Source organism: Parasphingorhabdus flavimaris (genome assembly GCF_013371215.1).
Lineage (GTDB): Bacteria > Pseudomonadota > Alphaproteobacteria > Sphingomonadales > Sphingomonadaceae > Parasphingorhabdus > Parasphingorhabdus flavimaris.
This window is the reverse complement of sequence record NZ_JABWMH010000002.1, coordinates 637294-653222: the sequence shown is the minus strand read 5'-3', so window position 1 is coordinate 653222 and position 15929 is coordinate 637294. Positions and strand designations below refer to the sequence as shown.

The 15929-nt window shown below is 58.6% G+C and carries 14 protein-coding genes; 6 read left to right on the top strand and 8 right to left on the bottom strand.

What is annotated here, in order from left to right:
• The 4 genes from HUO14_RS07870 (at window position 1) to HUO14_RS07855 (ending at window position 3484) form a co-directional block, all read left to right on the top strand.
• Complete coding sequence (locus HUO14_RS07870; RefSeq protein ID WP_176279298.1) at window positions 1-1170, top strand: carboxynorspermidine decarboxylase; 1170 nt, start codon at window positions 1-3, stop codon at window positions 1168-1170.
• A 145-nt stretch (window positions 1171-1315) separates the two neighbouring features.
• Window positions 1316-2515 carry a type III PLP-dependent enzyme gene (locus HUO14_RS07865; protein ID WP_176279297.1) on the top strand — a complete coding sequence of 400 codons (1200 nt, stop codon included), beginning with the start codon at window positions 1316-1318 and terminating at the stop codon, window positions 2513-2515.
• A gap of 75 nt (window positions 2516-2590) precedes the next feature.
• Window positions 2591-3022, top strand: coding sequence for an MAPEG family protein (locus HUO14_RS07860; RefSeq protein WP_176279296.1), 432 nt, complete (start codon window positions 2591-2593; stop codon window positions 3020-3022).
• 30 nt (window positions 3023-3052) lie between these two features.
• Window positions 3053-3484, top strand: coding sequence for an MAPEG family protein (locus tag HUO14_RS07855; protein ID WP_176279295.1), 432 nt, complete (start codon window positions 3053-3055; stop codon window positions 3482-3484).
• A 21-nt stretch (window positions 3485-3505) separates the two neighbouring features.
• Here the strand turns inward: HUO14_RS07855 and HUO14_RS07850 are convergent, their stop codons facing one another.
• The 8 genes from HUO14_RS07850 to HUO14_RS07815 are packed head-to-tail and all read right to left on the bottom strand — an operon-like array spanning window position 3506 to window position 13223.
• Entirely contained in the window at window positions 3506-4714 is a 1209-nt protein-coding gene (locus HUO14_RS07850) for a class I SAM-dependent RNA methyltransferase (RefSeq protein WP_176279294.1), read from the bottom strand.
• Window positions 4711-6093, bottom strand: a complete 1383-nt coding sequence (locus tag HUO14_RS07845; protein WP_246255358.1) for an NAD(P)H-hydrate dehydratase — start codon at window positions 6091-6093, stop codon at window positions 4711-4713. Before HUO14_RS07845 ends, HUO14_RS07850 begins: the two co-directional genes overlap by 4 nt.
• Window positions 6094-6122: 29 nt before the next feature.
• A complete protein-coding gene (locus HUO14_RS07840) occupies window positions 6123-6578 on the bottom strand; it encodes a hypothetical protein (RefSeq protein ID WP_176279293.1) in 456 nt (151 codons plus the stop codon).
• Window positions 6559-8280: a dihydroxy-acid dehydratase gene (gene ilvD / locus HUO14_RS07835; RefSeq protein ID WP_176279292.1), complete on the bottom strand. Its 1722-nt coding sequence runs from the start codon at window positions 8278-8280 to the stop codon at window positions 6559-6561. The genes HUO14_RS07840 and ilvD overlap by 20 nt, the downstream gene beginning before the upstream one ends.
• Window positions 8281-8331: 51 nt before the next feature.
• Window positions 8332-9060 carry an N-formylglutamate amidohydrolase gene (locus HUO14_RS07830; RefSeq protein ID WP_176279291.1) on the bottom strand — a complete coding sequence of 243 codons (729 nt, stop codon included), beginning with the start codon at window positions 9058-9060 and terminating at the stop codon, window positions 8332-8334.
• The gene (locus HUO14_RS07825; protein ID WP_176279290.1) at window positions 9057-9911 is read right to left on the bottom strand and encodes a 4-(cytidine 5'-diphospho)-2-C-methyl-D-erythritol kinase; all 855 of its coding nucleotides are present in this window, start codon (window positions 9909-9911) and stop codon (window positions 9057-9059) included. The genes HUO14_RS07830 and HUO14_RS07825 overlap by 4 nt, the downstream gene beginning before the upstream one ends.
• The gene (locus HUO14_RS07820) at window positions 9911-11536 is read right to left on the bottom strand and encodes a tetratricopeptide repeat protein (RefSeq protein ID WP_176279289.1); all 1626 of its coding nucleotides are present in this window, start codon (window positions 11534-11536) and stop codon (window positions 9911-9913) included. Before HUO14_RS07820 ends, HUO14_RS07825 begins: the two co-directional genes overlap by 1 nt.
• Window positions 11537-11567: 31 nt before the next feature.
• A complete protein-coding gene (locus HUO14_RS07815) occupies window positions 11568-13223 on the bottom strand; it encodes an electron transfer flavoprotein-ubiquinone oxidoreductase (RefSeq protein ID WP_176279288.1) in 1656 nt (551 codons plus the stop codon).
• Between the two features lie 173 nt (window positions 13224-13396).
• On the opposite strand from HUO14_RS07815, the gene HUO14_RS07810 reads away from it, so the two are divergent.
• Window positions 13397-14128 carry a uracil-DNA glycosylase family protein gene (locus HUO14_RS07810; RefSeq protein ID WP_176279287.1) on the top strand — a complete coding sequence of 244 codons (732 nt, stop codon included), beginning with the start codon at window positions 13397-13399 and terminating at the stop codon, window positions 14126-14128.
• Window positions 14125-15867 (top strand): transglycosylase SLT domain-containing protein, encoded by a 1743-nt coding sequence (locus HUO14_RS07805; RefSeq protein ID WP_176279286.1) that lies wholly within the window; start codon window positions 14125-14127, stop codon window positions 15865-15867. Before HUO14_RS07810 ends, HUO14_RS07805 begins: the two co-directional genes overlap by 4 nt.
• Window positions 15868-15929 lie beyond the last annotated feature (62 nt).

Genomic DNA, 15929 nt, shown 5'->3' with positions numbered 1-15929 from the left:
ATGGAGACCAAGGCTGGCGATCCCGGCGCTTTTGCGCATTTCGATCTGAACCGCATTCCCTCGCCTGCCTTCGTTGTCGACGAAGTAGCGGTGCGCCGGAATCTGGAGATTCTGGCTGATATCAAAGCGCGTTCCGGTGCCAGGGTCCTGCTGGCCCTAAAGGCCTTTTCGATGTGGTCCCTCGCCCCGCTGATTGACGAATATCTCGATGGCTATTGCGCTTCCGGTCTGTGGGAGGCGCGGTTGGCGAAGGAGTGCTATAACGGGCCGATCAGCACTTATTCTCCGGCATACAAGGCTGCGGATTTGGCCGAATTGGCCGAGATTTCCGAACATATTACCTTTAACAATCCACAGCAGGTCGAGCGTTGGAAAAGTGATTTTACTCAAGATATTACGATCGATATTTCTGAAATTGGTTTAAGAATTAATCCGGAGATCGCGCTGGGCGAGACAGAGAAATATGATCCGAGCCAGCCGCACAGCCGGCTGGGCTTTCCGATCAGCCAGCTGGCGCCCGATCATTTTCAGCATCTGTCCGGTATCCATTTCCACAATCTGTGCGAACAGGGTTTCGATGCCCTGCAGCAAACCTGGGAAAAAGTGGAGCCAGTCATCGCGCCCCATTTCGACTCGCTCAAATGGATCAATCTGGGTGGCGGGCATCATATAACGCGCGAGGATTATGATCGCGAGGCGCTGGTGGACTTCCTGAAGAACCTGAAAGCGCGGTCGGGATGCGAAATCTATCTGGAACCCGGTGAGGCCGTGGCGCTGGATGCGGGCATCTTGGTCGGCGAGATACTGGACGTCTTCGACAATGGCATGCCGGTCGGGATCACCGATATATCGGCAACCTGCCATATGCCCGACGTAATCGAGGCTCCCTATCGTCCAGCGATGCTCGGAGAGCGTCCCGAAGGCACCGCGATCCGACTCGGGGGTCCCAGTTGCCTCGCCGGGGATATTATCGGCGACTATATCCTGCCCGATGAACCCTATATCGGACAGCGTATCGCATTTCTTGATCAGGCGCATTATTCGATGGTCAAGACCAACACGTTCAACGGCGTTCCACTGCCATCGATCTGGCTCTGGAACAGTGAAAGCGATACGCTGCGCTGCGTCAAATCCTTCGACTGGACCGAATTCAGGGATCGGCTCAGCTAAAAAATGTCTTTGTTCAGCTTCTGTAAGGACTTCGGTCTTTACAGGGCGATCAAGTGGCCATATAGCCGCGCCTTGCTGCCCCATGGCCGCTTGCGTATCCGCAAGGCAGCTCAATCGATCTTAGCCTATAAGGGGGTCCCTTGAGTTGCACCATTATCTTGATGCTGAGGAGCTGACGAAGGCTCTAAGCCCAGACATTCCAGTTTTGTTGAATCGTCCGCACGCAGCGCGTCGTGCCGCGCGTTATTTTGTCGATCAGTTTCCCGGCAAGGCACTCTACGCGGTCAAGGCCAATCCATCGCCTGCCTTGCTGCAATTGCTGTGGGAAGAAGGCGTGACCCATTTCGACGTGGCTTCGATCGACGAAGTGCGCATCGTCCGCGCGACCCTGCCCGACGCGACGCTCTGCTACATGAATCCGGTCAAGCAATTGGCTTCGGTACGCGAGGCCTATCGCGAGCATGGCGTTCGGATTTTCTCGCTCGACAGTCTCGAAGAGCTTGAGAAGATCGAACTGGGAACCGAACTGGCGGAAGACCTTACGCTGTGCGTCCGGATTCGGGTCGCCTCTGAATTCGCGGAAATCAGCCTCGCTTCAAAATTCGGCGTCGATGTCGATGAGTCGGCTGAATTGCTGCAGCGGGCGCGGCAGCGGGCAGACTGCCTCGGCATCTGCTTCCACGTCGGCAGCCAGGCGATGACGCCGCTCGCCTATGTCCACGCCCTGGAACGGGTGCGTACCGCCATTGTCGGCGCGTCGGTCACGGTCGACATCGTCAATGTCGGAGGTGGGTTTCCGTCGATCTATCCTGATCTCGAGCCGGTTTCGCTCAACCATTATTTCACCGCAATCGACCGTACGTTCGAGGATCTGCCGATCAGCTATTCCGCCGAACTCTGGTGCGAGCCGGGCCGGGCGCTGTCGGCCGAATATAGTTCGCTGGTGGTCAAGGTCGAACGACGCCGCGGCAACGAGCTGTTTATCAACGACGGAGCCTATGGCACCTTGTTTGACGCAGCCCATATCGGATGGCGCTTTCCGGTTCGCCAGGTCGGTGCGGATGCTGAAAACGGCACAACCACCGGGTTCAGCTTCTATGGTCCGACCTGCGACGACATGGATTTCATGGCGGGTCCCTTTGTCCTGCCCGACGACATCAGGGCCGGAGATTATATCGAGATCGGCATGATCGGCGCCTATGGGTCGGCGATGCGGACCAAGTTCAACGGCTATGGCAGCAGCGAAGAGCATGATGTCACCGACGAACCGATGGCCAGCCTCTATGTCGGCGATAATCTGGACCGTTCCGATCGCGACAATGTTGTGTCTTTTCCGAGCGCCTGACCTCCCAACTAGGTTGCAATTGACAATCGGTTACAATTAAAGCAGTTTCTTTCCGATTTCGGGAGGAAAACAATTATGGATATCGCTATTCTCGCGCCCGCTGCGGTGCTTGTTCTATGGTCGCTGATCATGTTGTTGTGGATGGCCGGCACACGATTCCCTGCCATGGCAAAGTCAGGAGCGGATCTATCCAAGGCCGCACCGGGCGGGCGGGGCAGCGATCTCGAAGGGGTAATCCCCGACAAGGTCAACTGGAAGTCACACAATTACACCCATTTGATGGAGCAGCCGACGCTGTTTTACGCGACGGCTGTCATTCTCGCGATCACCGGTGCCGGTCACGGGCTCAATCTCTATCTCGCTTGGGCCTATGTGGTCATCAGGATCATTCACAGCATCTGGCAGGCGACGGTCAATCTGGTCAATGTCCGCTTTCTGCTGTTCGTGGCTTCGACGATATGCCTGCTGATCATGGCGATCAACGCGCTGTGGGCCACGCTTTTCTAGAATCGCAAACAGACAACCGGAGAAAAAACGATGGAAAATAGCCCGCTATTGCAGCCGATGGTTGCTCTCATCCTGTGGACCATGCTGATGTGGCTCTGGATGTATGTCACCCGCATCCCGGCGATGAACAAGGCCAAGATAGATTCGGCAAATCTGGTGGGAACCAAGGGCGGTGACCTTGATGAATTGCTGCCGCCTGCGGTCCAGTGGAAGGCGCATAATTATAACCATTTATTGGCCGAACCGACTCTTTTCTATGCAATTTGTGTCGTTTTGATCCTGTCGGGTGTCGGAAACGGACTGAATGTAACGCTCGCCTGGGCCTATGTAGGATTGCGCGTGGTGCACAGCCTGATCCAGGTGACGAGCAATCGCGTGCTCTTCCGATTTCTGGCCTTCGCCCTCTCCAGCCTGTGCCTGATCGCCATGGGAATCCATGCCGCTATCGCGGTGTTCCATTAGCCCGCAGAGCAAGGTTCGCGACTAGCGGGTGAAGCTGGAAACGATCTCAACGTGGGTCGACCACAGAAACTGGCCAACCGGCCAGACCTGTTCGAGCTTGTAACCGGCTTCGCAGAGTTGCTTTGCATCCCGGGCAAAGCTCGCAGGATTGCAGCTGATATAGCAGATTTTCGGGACGTTTGATTGGGCCAGCTGCAATATCTGTTCTCGCGCACCGGCGCGCGGCGGGTCGAGAATGACCGCGTCAAAACGGTTCAGCTCCTCGACGCTGAGCGGGCGGCGGAACAGATCGCGATGTTCGCAGAATATCTGTCGGCTGGAGTGATTGGCCGCGAGTTTGAGCGATCCGATCGCGTCGCGTGCGCCTTCCGCAGCATAGACTTTCTTGTCCGCGCTCAGCGCAAAGGTGAACGTGCCCAAGCCGGCAAACAGGTCGGCGACGAGCTTTGCATCGCCTACGGCCTCAAGCATCGCTGCGATCAGAACCTTCTGCCCGTCATGTGTCGGCTGGAGGAAACCGCTGTGGGGAAAATTCACTGCCGTCCCGCTGAGTGTGACCGTGACCGGCTCCGGTTCCCACTGGGTCTCGGGACCATAGCCGCCATCAACCGACAGCCTTGCCAGCCCGTTGGCCTTGGCAAAATCCGACAGGGCTTCGCGCTGTTCCAGCCCCTCGGGCTCGTAATTGCTGATCAGCAGGTCGATACCCTGATCGACCAGCGTCATTTCGATATTCATGTCATGTTTGCGGCGGGAAGCGTTTTTCAGAAATTTCCGCAATGGCGCGAGCAGATCGAACATCTCGGGAACCATGATCTCGCATTGCTTGAGATCGACGATCCGGTGGCTGCCGGCACCGCTGAAGCCGAGCTTGAACTGATCACCCAGTTTTGCCGCGCGCAGGCTGGCGCGGATGCGGGTTTTAGGTTGCGAAATCCGGGGCGGATGCATCAGTTCTGCGAGCAGGCCCTGCCCTTCGAGCGCATAGGCCACGCGGTCGGTGAGGAACTGGGTATAGCTCTCTGTATCGAGCTGCTGCAGGCTGCAGCCGCCGCAGGACTGGAAATGCTGGCACGGAGGATCGACATGATGCGGCCCCTTGATCAGGCCGCCTTCATCATTCAACCGGTCGAGTGGCGCGGAAAAGGCAACGTGACGGCCATCGGCGGTCACGCCGTCGCCCTTCGCGGCGACGCGAATGATCAGGTCGGGATCGGCAGTCTCGGTCATAAACATTCCTGCAGCGTGGCGGGGAGCTGGTCGATCAGCATTTCCGGCGTGAAAGCGGGGCCAGCCAGACGTGCCGCCCTGCTGTGCAGCCATTGGCCCTCGCACGCCGCCCTATAGCCACTCGCTCCGCTTGCCAAGCGACTTGCGATGATGCCGGCCAATATATCGCCTGTACCCGCAGTGGACAGCCACGGACAGGATAGCGCCGATATCGACGCCGCGCCGTCGGGACTGGCTATTACGCTATCGGAGCCTTTCAGCAATATATGGCACCCCGATTGGGCGGCCAGCTTACGGCTGTCATCGATCTTGTCCGCCAGGCTGTCGGAAGTCAGACGGGCAAATTCCCCTGCATGCGGAGTGACAACCGTTTCCGCCATCCGTCCTGCCACCAGTTCGCAAAACCCCGATCCCGCGATCATCAGCGCATCGGCATCGATCAGAAGCGGTGCCTCTGTCGTCAATGCCGCGTCCAGCAATGCATTTGCATGATCATCGCGCCCCAGACCGGGACCGACAACAAGAGCAGAAATGCGGTCGTCAGCAAGCTTCTGTTTCAACTCGTCGACATCCGCGACGGTCTCGACGACGATGCTGGAATGCGGGGCCGGAAAGCCCGAAGGCGCGAAGATTTTGACATAGCCGGCACCGGATTTCTGCGCCGCCAACGCGGCAAGCTGCGCCGCGCCGGGCATCGCGCCGGCGACCACGGCCACCAGACCGCGGCTATATTTATGATCGTGCGGGCCTGGTCCGGACAGCCGGGGTTTGGGCAATATTGCAAGCTGGCTGCTGGCCTCGATGCCGATGTCTATACCGACCAGATCACCCATCATGCTACGCGCCGGTTCGAGAAAGTGGGACGGTTTGAAAGCGCCCAGCGCAATGGTGATATCGAAAGGCTGGATCTCGTTCAGCAGCGTTCCGTGATCGGACTCGACTCCGCTGGGCAGATCGATGGCGACCCGTCGCCTTGCCCCTGTGAACAGGCGCATGAAATGGTCAAACCAATCATCGCCGACAGCGCGGGTCAGTCCGGTGCCGAACAGGCAATCGACAAACTGGGCGGCGGTCTGGGCAGCGGCCAGCGACAGGGTTGGTCCGCGCCAGAGCGATTTTGCATGCCGGGCCGCATCGGTCTTTGGTTCGAGCGGCGCCGCGACGCAGACGTCGACGCCTTTTTCGAGCAGCCATTGCGCGATCACATAGCCGTCGCCGCCATTATTGCCCGGGCCGCAAAGCACCAAGGTCGGCTGATCGGCAGAAATCCGCCAGATCATTTGAGCGGCACCCTGCCCGGCCCGGCGCATCAATTCGTCAACCGATGTCCCGCCGTCGATCAGCACTTGTTCCGCCTTCTGCATTTCTGCGGCGGTCAAGATGTTCCCGTGGTTGAGCAAAGAGGCCTCTAGTTACCGGCTTGTGCCGGTTGTTCATCGGCAGCCGGCATCGTTTCCGCTGATGTTTCGGAACCGGATCCGGCCTTGATTTGCGCAGGCAGAAGATATTTGTCAGGACCGACGACGACCAGTATCTTGCCGTCCTCGACGATCGATATCTTCGCCTTGTCAAAACCATCGGCCGCTTCCAGCCCGTGGCCGTCGGTCAGAACGTTGAACCGGCGAAACCCGCCGTCGGGATGGCGGATGATCAGCGTCACGCCGCCCTCACCGCTCAGCCGTTCTGTAAAGCAGCCGCGGGTAAAATTGCTGTCACCGTCGATTGCGCATTCGATCTTGCCGTCATTGCCCGCCTGATTGCCGGCGCGCTGCTCTGCTTCCGCAAGCACGCTATTGTCCGGCTTGTTATCACAAGCGGCCAGCAGCAATATCAGGGCAACGACACTAGATATCCGCATAGACATGCTTTTCCGCTTTCGCTCCCGGATGGGTTACCGCGCCCTGATAGGCCGGCCCGACATTCTGGGCATAGCGCCACAAGGCACCCGAACCATAATCGGTTTCGCGCTGGACGAATCTGGTCCGGCGCTCGGCCAGCACGGCTTCTTCGACTTCCAGATCGATTATCCCCGCTTCGGCGTCGATATTGATCATGTCGCCTTCTTCGATCAGGCCGATAGGCCCGCCGGCTGCGGCTTCCGGACCGACATGGCCGATGCAGAAACCGCGGGTAGCGCCCGAGAAACGGCCGTCGGTGATCAGCGCGACCTTCTCGCCCATGCCCTGCCCGTATAGCGCAGCGGTGGTGGCCAGCATTTCCCGCATGCCGGGACCGCCTTTTGGCCCTTCGTTGCGGATGACAACAACCGCGCCTTCCTTGATCTCGCGTTTTTCGACGGCTTCAAAGGCATGTTCCTCGCATTCGAAGACCTGTGCCGGTCCGCGGAACTGCAGACGGGCCATGCCGGCGACCTTGACGATCGCACCCTCTGGTGCCAGCGAGCCGCGCAGCCCGACAACGCCACCGGTTGCGGTGATCGCGTGCTGGACGTCGTAAATGACCTTCTGGTCGGGGTTCCAGACGATTTCCTCGATATTCTCGCCGAGCGTCTTGCCGGTGACGGTGATGCAATCTCCGTTTATCAGGCCGTTATCCATCATCGTCTTCATCAGCATGTAGACACCGCCGGCATCGTGCATGTCCTTGGCGACATATTTGCCGCCCGGTTTCAGGTCGGCCAGATAGGGTGTGGTCTTGAAGATTTCCGCGACATCGAACAGGTCGAAATCGATACCCGCTTCGCTGGCCATTGCCGGCAGGTGCAAGGCGGCGTTGGTTGATCCGCCGGTGGCGGCGACGACGCGCGCTGCGTTGATGAACGCGTCTCTGGTGCAGATGTCGCGGGGGCGTAGATTGAGCTCGATCAGGTTCATGATCTGGCGACCCGCTGCCCGCGCCATATCGTCGCGGGTTTCATAGGGTGCTGGCGCCATGTTGCTGTTCGGCAAGGACAGGCCGATCGCTTCGGCGACACAGGCCATGGTGTTGGCTGTAAACTGGCCACCGCAGGCACCGTGGCCCGGGCAAGCGACTTTCTCGAGTTCGATCAGTTCCTGCAACGGGCAATTGCCGGCGCTATGCTGACCGACCGCCTCGAACACATCGACGACGGTTACGTCCTTGTCGTGGAAGCGTCCTGGAAGAATGGAACCGCCATAGACAAATATCGACGGCACATTGAGCCGCAGCATCGCCATCATCATACCGGGTAGGCTCTTGTCACAGCCGGCATAGCCGATGACCGCATCATAGCAGTGGCCACGAACGCTGAGTTCGACGCTGTCGGCGATGACCTCGCGGGAAACCAGCGAGGCTTTCATGCCCTGGTGACCCATGGCGATGCCGTCGGTGACGGTGATGGTATTGAACCGCCGCGGGGTGCCGCCGGCTTCTATCACGCCTTCGCGTGCAACATCGGCCTGGCCGTCGAGCAAGGTGTTGCAAGGGGCGCTGTCATTGCCCGCCGAGGCGATCCCGACGAACGGTTTTGCAATATCCTCTTCGGTCATGCCCATCGCATAATAATAGCTGCGCTGCGGTGCGCGCTCCGGGCCGACGCTGACGTGGCGGCTGGGCAAACGGGACTTGTCGAATCTATCGCTCATTAACGGTTCCATTGTTGTAATTTCCGGATCGTCCTTCCAAAACTCCGGCGTTTAAGCAAGAGCCGTTCTTATTTTATCGCAAGTACGCAATAAAATGTCGGCGAAACGACGCTGCCCCGCTTCATCCATGATCAGATCCTGCCGGATTTCGAGACCGAAATAGGGCTGGCCCACCGCCTCGCAGTTGCGATTCATGGTCGCGTTGAGCTCTTTGCCGGAATAGGGCCGCTGATCGCCGACGTTGAGCACTGATTCTTCCTCGAGAAACTGGATCGCAAAGCGCGATGCCGTCTCATATTCATTATACATGATGCCGACGTCCCATGGGCGCTTGAGCTGGAGATCGGAACGGAGGGTTGGCGAGAAACTGTGGAGCGAGAGCACCAGCGATGGTTTCAGATCGTGAACCAGCGAGCGAACCCGGTCGTGATAGGGCGTGAAATAGCGATCTATTCTCGCCATTCTCTCCTCGGCGGAGAGGTGGTTACCCGGTATTTCGACGCCGTCGCTGCGCTGCTGGATGACGGCGGGTTCGTCCGGGTAGCGGTTGAGATCCACCACCAATCGCGAGGCGGTTCCCAATATGGCGAGATAGCCGGCAGTTTGCGACATCAGGCGGGCGATCGGCGCCGTGCCGGGATCATAGGCGATATGATCGTCCGCAAATTGTGGCGACAGGCCGAGATCAATCTCGTCCGGAACATGATTGGACGCATGATCGACCACGATCAGAACACCACCCTCGGAAGGAACGCCGGATATTTCAAAAGCCTTGGTCATCGAAATTCTCCCTTCATCGTCCAGATATTGTCCGTTGCCTGCCGGCAGTGGCGCTCGGCTTCGGCGGCGGCGGCCAGCGTGTCGTAAAGAGCGAAACAGGTAGCACCGGAACCGGACATTTGCGCCATTATCGGTTCACTCCCGTCGAGCATTTGCAACATATCCGTCAATATCGGGACCAGCGCAACCGCGGGCTTCTGAAGATCGTTGCGACCGCTTCTGGCCACCGCCATCACCGTCCCCTCGCCGAGCGGGCCGCGGTCGATGCCGTCCCATGCGGCAAAAATGTCGCCGGTCGAAACCGCCACAAGCGGATTGATCAGCAGCGCGGCATAGCCTTGCAATTCGTTCTCGGCGATGATCGCCAGGTCCTGTCCGATGCCCGTGCCACGGCATGTCCGGCTGTAGACGCAGGCCGGAACGTCGGCGCCCAGCGGCTTGGCAATATCCGCCAGCGCAGCAAGGGAATGGTCGAGGCCCCAGAAGCGATTGAGCAGACGCAAGGTTGCGGCGGCATCGGCCGAACCACCGCCAATGCCCGAGGCGACCGGCAAGCGTTTGTCGAGATGGAGTCTGGCGCCCTGCGCCACTCCTGACAGTTCCGCGAGGCGCCGGGCCGCTTGCAGCACCAGATTGTCCGTGCTGCTCAGCCCTTTCGCAAAGGGCCCGCTGATTTCCAGCGTCAGCTGGTCGGCCGGTTCCACAGAAATCACATCGCCCTGATCAAGAAATGCGAAAATGGTTTCGATTCGATGATAGCCGTCGGGCCGCCGCTCGCGAACATGGAGCGCCAGGTTTATCTTTGCATAGGCTGTCTCTTCATTCGTCATGCCCAATGTTAAATCGGGCATCAGGGCGACGATAGCCCGGGACGCAAGCCCAGATCGATCTTGCTGGAAAGGCGCTGCAAATCCTCTCCTTCGGCGAATAGTTTCGCCGATTTCCAAGCATAGCGGGCCTCGTAGAGCCGGCCAACCGTCCAATAGGCATCACCAAGATGTTCATTGATCGTGGGGTCCTGCGGCTCGCCTTCGAGGGCGCTTTCCAGATAGGTAACGGCCCGGTCATGCTCTCCGGTGATGAAATAGGCCCATCCCAGGGAATCGGTGATCGCCGGAGAATCCGAACGCAATTCATGCGCCTGCTTGATCGCCGCGATCGCCGCTTGCTGGTTTTCGCGGCGTTCGAGCTGCGCATAGCCGAGATAATTCAGGATCGTCGGCGAGTTGGGCAGCAGTTGATTGGCTTTTTCCAGGGCCTTGAGACCCTCCGGCCAAATCCCGGCCTGTTCCTGCGCGCCGCCCAGCGCAAGCCAGTAGCTCGCCATGAGCATCGCCGGGCGCTCGAGCTGCTCGCCGAGTTTTATGGCGGATTCAAACGAAGCCGCCGCCGCGGCATTGTCGCCCTTCACCTGGAGGGTCTGGCCCTTCAATATATGCAATTCGGGCGCGTCTGGATTGGCCTTCAACGCAATATCGGCCCGGGCGATGGCCTGATCATATTGCTTGCTGGTGACCAGGCTGGAAGTTGCGGAGCTAAGCGCGACCAGATGATAGGGGCTTTGCTCTCCGACTTTGGAAAATTCGGTGACCGCCAGTTCGTGATTCTCTGCAGCGGCGTAGCTGCGCCCGAGGGTCAGAAAGGCATAGTCCGATTTGCCGGCCACCCGCGCGCCAACCTGCGCCATGACCTGTGACGGGAACCGGGCCTGCTGCGCCGCCAGATCGTTGGACAATCTCTGGAATAGAAAAGCGAGACCAAGCGATGCATTGACCTTCTGGGCGATGCCCTTCCGCTGTCCCGCCTCGATCTGCCGCAGCAGCTTCTGTTCGGGTCCCGATGATCGCGACCGCAGGATTTCCTTCGCCGTTGCCGGATCATTGATCGCCCAGAAATGCCGGGCAGCGATCATCCGGATCGGCGCCATCCGCGCTTCGTCGCGTTGAACCAGGCTGACCAGCAAGCCGACCGCTTCGCTTTCACGCCGGTTCGCCAGCCTGTTCAGGACCATCTGTTCTTCGAGATAATATTGGGCGGTCGGATTATCCTGTTTCGAGGACAGCGTGGCAGCGTCGCCCTGCCCCTTTGCGGTAGCGATCCAGGCCTCCAGAAACGGCTGCAGGAACGAGAAATTCTTGAGGGCTTCCAGTTCGACCATCGCGAGCTCGACCGTTTTCCAGTCGCGCGCCGCAAACGCGTCTGCAAGTATGACCAGCGGCATTTCCGGATCCATCTTGCTGCGCAACTGCAGTGTCCGGACGGCTTTTACCGCGAGATCAAAATCCCCTGCCCTGATCGCGCTGACATAGGCCTTCCCCGCCAGAAGCGCGTTGTCAGGCTGCTCTTTCAGACTCTCGGCATAAACCGAGGAAGCAGCCTGCAGCTCGTTCGACGATTCAGCCAGCCGCGCTTCGACAAAGCGGTTGAGCGCCGACGCGCTGTCTCCACGACTGGCCGCTGCCGGAGAAATGACCAACCCGGCAGTTACTAGCGCAAAAAAGCTAAGCTTACATATTGGGGTAATTGGGACCTCCGCCACCTTCCGGAACGACCCAGTTGATATTCTGGGCCGGGTCCTTGATATCACAGGTCTTGCAGTGAACGCAATTTTGAGCGTTGATCTGGAACTTCGGCTGGCCCGCCTCGTCTTCAATAAATTCATAGACGCCCGCCGGGCAATAGCGTGCCGATGGTCCCGCAAAAACCGGCAGGTTCACATCGACCGGGATCGAGGGATCCTTCAGCTGCAGATGGACCGGCTGGTCTTCTTCATGGTTGGTGTTCGACAGGAATACCGAGGACAGGCGATCGAAACTGATCACGCCATCGGGCTTGGGATATTCGATCTTCACACAATGTTCCGCCCGCTTCAGGCGCGACCAGTCGGGGTGCAACTTCATCGTGAACGGCATTTTGATCTTCAGATGCTCGGCCCACATATTGATCCCGGAAATGATCGTTCCGAGGAAATCGCCATATTTCTCGACCGCCGGCAGCACGTTGCGAACCACGCGCAATTCCTCGCGGACCCAGCTATTCTCGTAAGCCGTGCCATAAGCGGTCAGCTCGTCGCTGGTGCGGTCTGCCACGATCGCTTCATAAGCCGATTCTGCGGCCATCATACCGGTCTTCATGGCCGTATGCGTGCCCTTGATCCGCGGGACATTGACGAAACCGGCAGAACAGCCGATCAGCGCGCCGCCGGGAAAATAGAGTTTGGGTACAGCCTGGAAACCGCCATCGTTGATCGCCCGCGCGCCGTAGGATACACGCTTGCCGCCTTCCAGGATCTTGCGGATTTCGGGATGCTGCTTCCAGCGCTGCATTTCTTCGAACGGCGAGAGATAGGGATTTTCGTAGTTCAGCCAGGTGACGAAGCCGAGCGCGACCTGATTGTCCGCCTGATGATAGAGGAACCCGCCGCCATTGGCGCCTTCGCTGAGCGGCCAGCCCTGCGAGTGGATGACGCGACCGGCCTTGTGCTTGGCCGGATCGATGTCCCACAATTCCTTGACGCCGAGCCCATAGATCTGGGGTTGGCTGTCTGCGGTAAGCGCGAACTGTTTTTTCAGCATCTTGGTCAGATGCCCGTGGGCGCCCTCTGCAAAGAAGGTATATTTGGCGTGCAGCTCGAGACCCGGCTGATAGTCCGGCTTGTGACTGCCGTCGCGGGCAACGCCCATGTCGCCGGTGGCAACACCTTTGACCGATCCGTCGTCATTATAGAGAATTTCTGCAGCGGCGAATCCGGGAAATATCTCGATTCCCATATTCTCGGCCCGCTCGCCAAGCCAGCGACAGAGATTGCCGAGCGATCCGGTATAGGTGCCCTTGTTGTGCATGAACGACGGCGTCATGAAATGAGGCATCGCGAATTTCTTTTTCTTGGTCAGAATCCAGTGATGATTCTCGGTCACCGGAGTCTTCGCCAGCGGACAATCCTCGTCGCGCCATGAGGGGAGCAATTCGTCGAGAGCCTTGGGATCAACAACCGCTCCGGAAAGGATATGCGCACCGATTTCGGAGCCTTTTTCCAATATGCAAACCGAGAGGTCCTTGCCTGCCTCATCCGCCAGTTGCTTGAATCTTATGGCTGCACTGAGACCGGCGGGGCCACCCCCGACTATCACCAGGTCATAAGGCATTGACTCTCGTTCACTCATGTCGCTTTTCCTACCGTTCTTGCTTTTATTCTCATCTACATTCGGTCTGTCGTAAACCGCAACCCGCTGGGCAGAAACCTGCTTTCCCGCCAATTGACCTATTCGTCAACTCATGACTCTATGCATAAATGAATTTAATCAACCCACCAACGTCAAATCCGTCCACTGAGTCGATGATTCACAGTTTGCAAAACTGGTGGGCACTCGCCGGTGTCGAACTGGATTACACCGATCAACCGACCACGCTTCTGGCCCCCGAAATCGCGCCGCAACCGGCGGCCAGCCTTGCCCCTGCTTCCGTTACGAAACCCGAGCCCGAAGAGCTTCTCGTTCCGGTTCCCAGCGAACCGTTGCCAGCGGAATATGCCGATTTTATCGATTGGCTGGCAAATGCCAATGACTTGATCGAGGCGAAATGGTCGAAGCAGAGAGTAGCGCCCAGAGGCGATCTCGAACCCGAGATTATGACGATTTCCGCGCTTCCGGAAAAAAATCACCACGGGGAAGTGAATTTGTTCAATTCGGACAATCAGAAGCTTCTCGACCGGATGTTGGCTGCAATCGGGTGCGATTCGCAAAAATCCTATTCGGCCACCATATCCCAGTCGGTTCCCTTTGATGGCAGGATCGACGAGCAGCACTGGACCACCCTTAAAACCAGGATTTTCCATCATATCGGGCTTGTCAGACCCAAGCGCGTAATCTGCTTCGGTGACCTCGCGGCGAAGATAATATTCGGTGAGGACCTGATGTCAGCGCGGAAAAATAAACAGTTTATTAACCATGGCTCCTGCAAAACAGAGGCGATCGTAACCTTTCATCCTCGGATTTTGATCGAGCGACCGTTGTTCAAGGCCGAAGCGTGGAAGGATTTGCAAATGCTGACAAGGATTTCTGCCCCGTGAAACTGAAGCTCACACTGACTGCATCCCTTCTCACCCTGATCGCGACTCCTGCCATCGCGGACGATGGCGCCGTGCTCTACAACAGCGCTTCGATCGCCAAGGATATCCCTTCACAGTTGAAGCGGCAGCAGTCCGACCATTATCGCGCACTTTTCTCGGCCATGAGCGCCAATCAGTGGGACAGTGCCAAGAATCTGATGGACAGCGCGCCATTCGGCCCGCTCAGATCAATCGCACAAGCAGAATATTTCCTCGCGGCAAACAGCCCCCGGGCGGAACTGGGTCCGTTGCTGACCCTGGTCAACGAAGCGCCGCAGATACCGCAGGCCGCGCAGCTTGGCCGCCTCGCGGAGAAGCGTGGCGCGCAATTGCTGCCCAGCCTGCCGCAGCGGCGCAATCTCTCCTGGGTGCCCGGGTCGCCCATTCGGTCCAAACCGAATGACGTGAATTCGGACAGCGCCGCCAATGGCGTTCGCGGCCAGATCATCGATTTTATCAAGAATGACAATCCGCAAGGCGCGGAGTCGCTGCTCAGCGCCAGCGCGCAGAATATGTCGTCCGAGGGGCGGACCGAGCTGGAGCAGCGGGTTGCCTGGTCTTATTATATCGAGAATGACAATAGCTCCGCATTGCGAATGGCGCAGCGGGCCCAAAATGGTGCCGGCGAATGGGTTGGTCACGCCGACTGGGTAGCCGGATTGGCCGCCTGGCGCCTGAATGACTGCCGGACCGCGAGCAGTGCCTTTGAAAAAGTAGGACGCTCCGCCGCCAACGCCGATCTCAAGGCATCCGGTCTATACTGGAGCGCCCGTTCCGATCTTAAATGCGGTCAGCCTGAAAAAGTACAAGGCAAATTGCAGGCTGCTGCCCGGATTGATGACAGTTTGTACGGCATGCTGGCCGCCCAGACGCTCGGCATGGAACCTGCGAAATCGGACGCCATGGAAAGTTTCGAGAAATCGGACTGGCGGGCGCTCGAGCGTCACGAGAATGTCCGGGCCGCGATCGCCCTGGTTGAAATCGGCGAAGAACGGCTGGCCGACGAAACATTGCGGCATCAGGCGACGATCGGTCCAGACGAGGATCACCCCGCCCTGATCAAGCTGGCGCGGGAACTGAATTTGCCACGTACCCAGCTCTGGCTGGCCCATAATGCACCGCGCGGAATGAAGCCCGATGTCCAGTCACGCTTTCCGGCCCCGAAATGGCGGCCGGATGGCGGCTGGCGGGTCGATCCGGCGCTTATCTACGCGCACACACTGCAGGAATCTGCATTCCGCAGCCAGGTGGTGAGCCCCGCCAACGCGATCGGCCTGATGCAGGTACGCCCGGGCACCGCTGGCGATATTGCGCGGGCCAACGGCCTGCATTTCAGCGAAGCAGATCTCTACAAGCCCTCGACCAATCTCGAATATGGCCAGTCCTATCTCGAATATCTCGGAAAATCGTCGATCACCGGTGGCAAGTTGCCAAAGATTGCGGCGGCCTATAATGCCGGACCGGGTGCGGTGCAGCGCTGGAACAGCGAAGTGGTCGACAATGATGACCCGCTGCTGTTCATGGAGAGCATCCCCTATGTCGAAACGCGCGGCTATGTCTCGATCATCCTGCGCAACTACTGGATGTACGAGAAACAGGCCGGTATCCAGTCGGTCAGCGCCCGGGCGCTATCGCAAAATCACTGGCCGCAATTTCCGGGCAATCCGGACGGACGCAAGACGCAGTTCACTTCCCGCTGATTTCTGAAACCCAGATTTCAGACATGAAAAAGCCGGGCAGTGTACTGACACTGCCCGGCTTT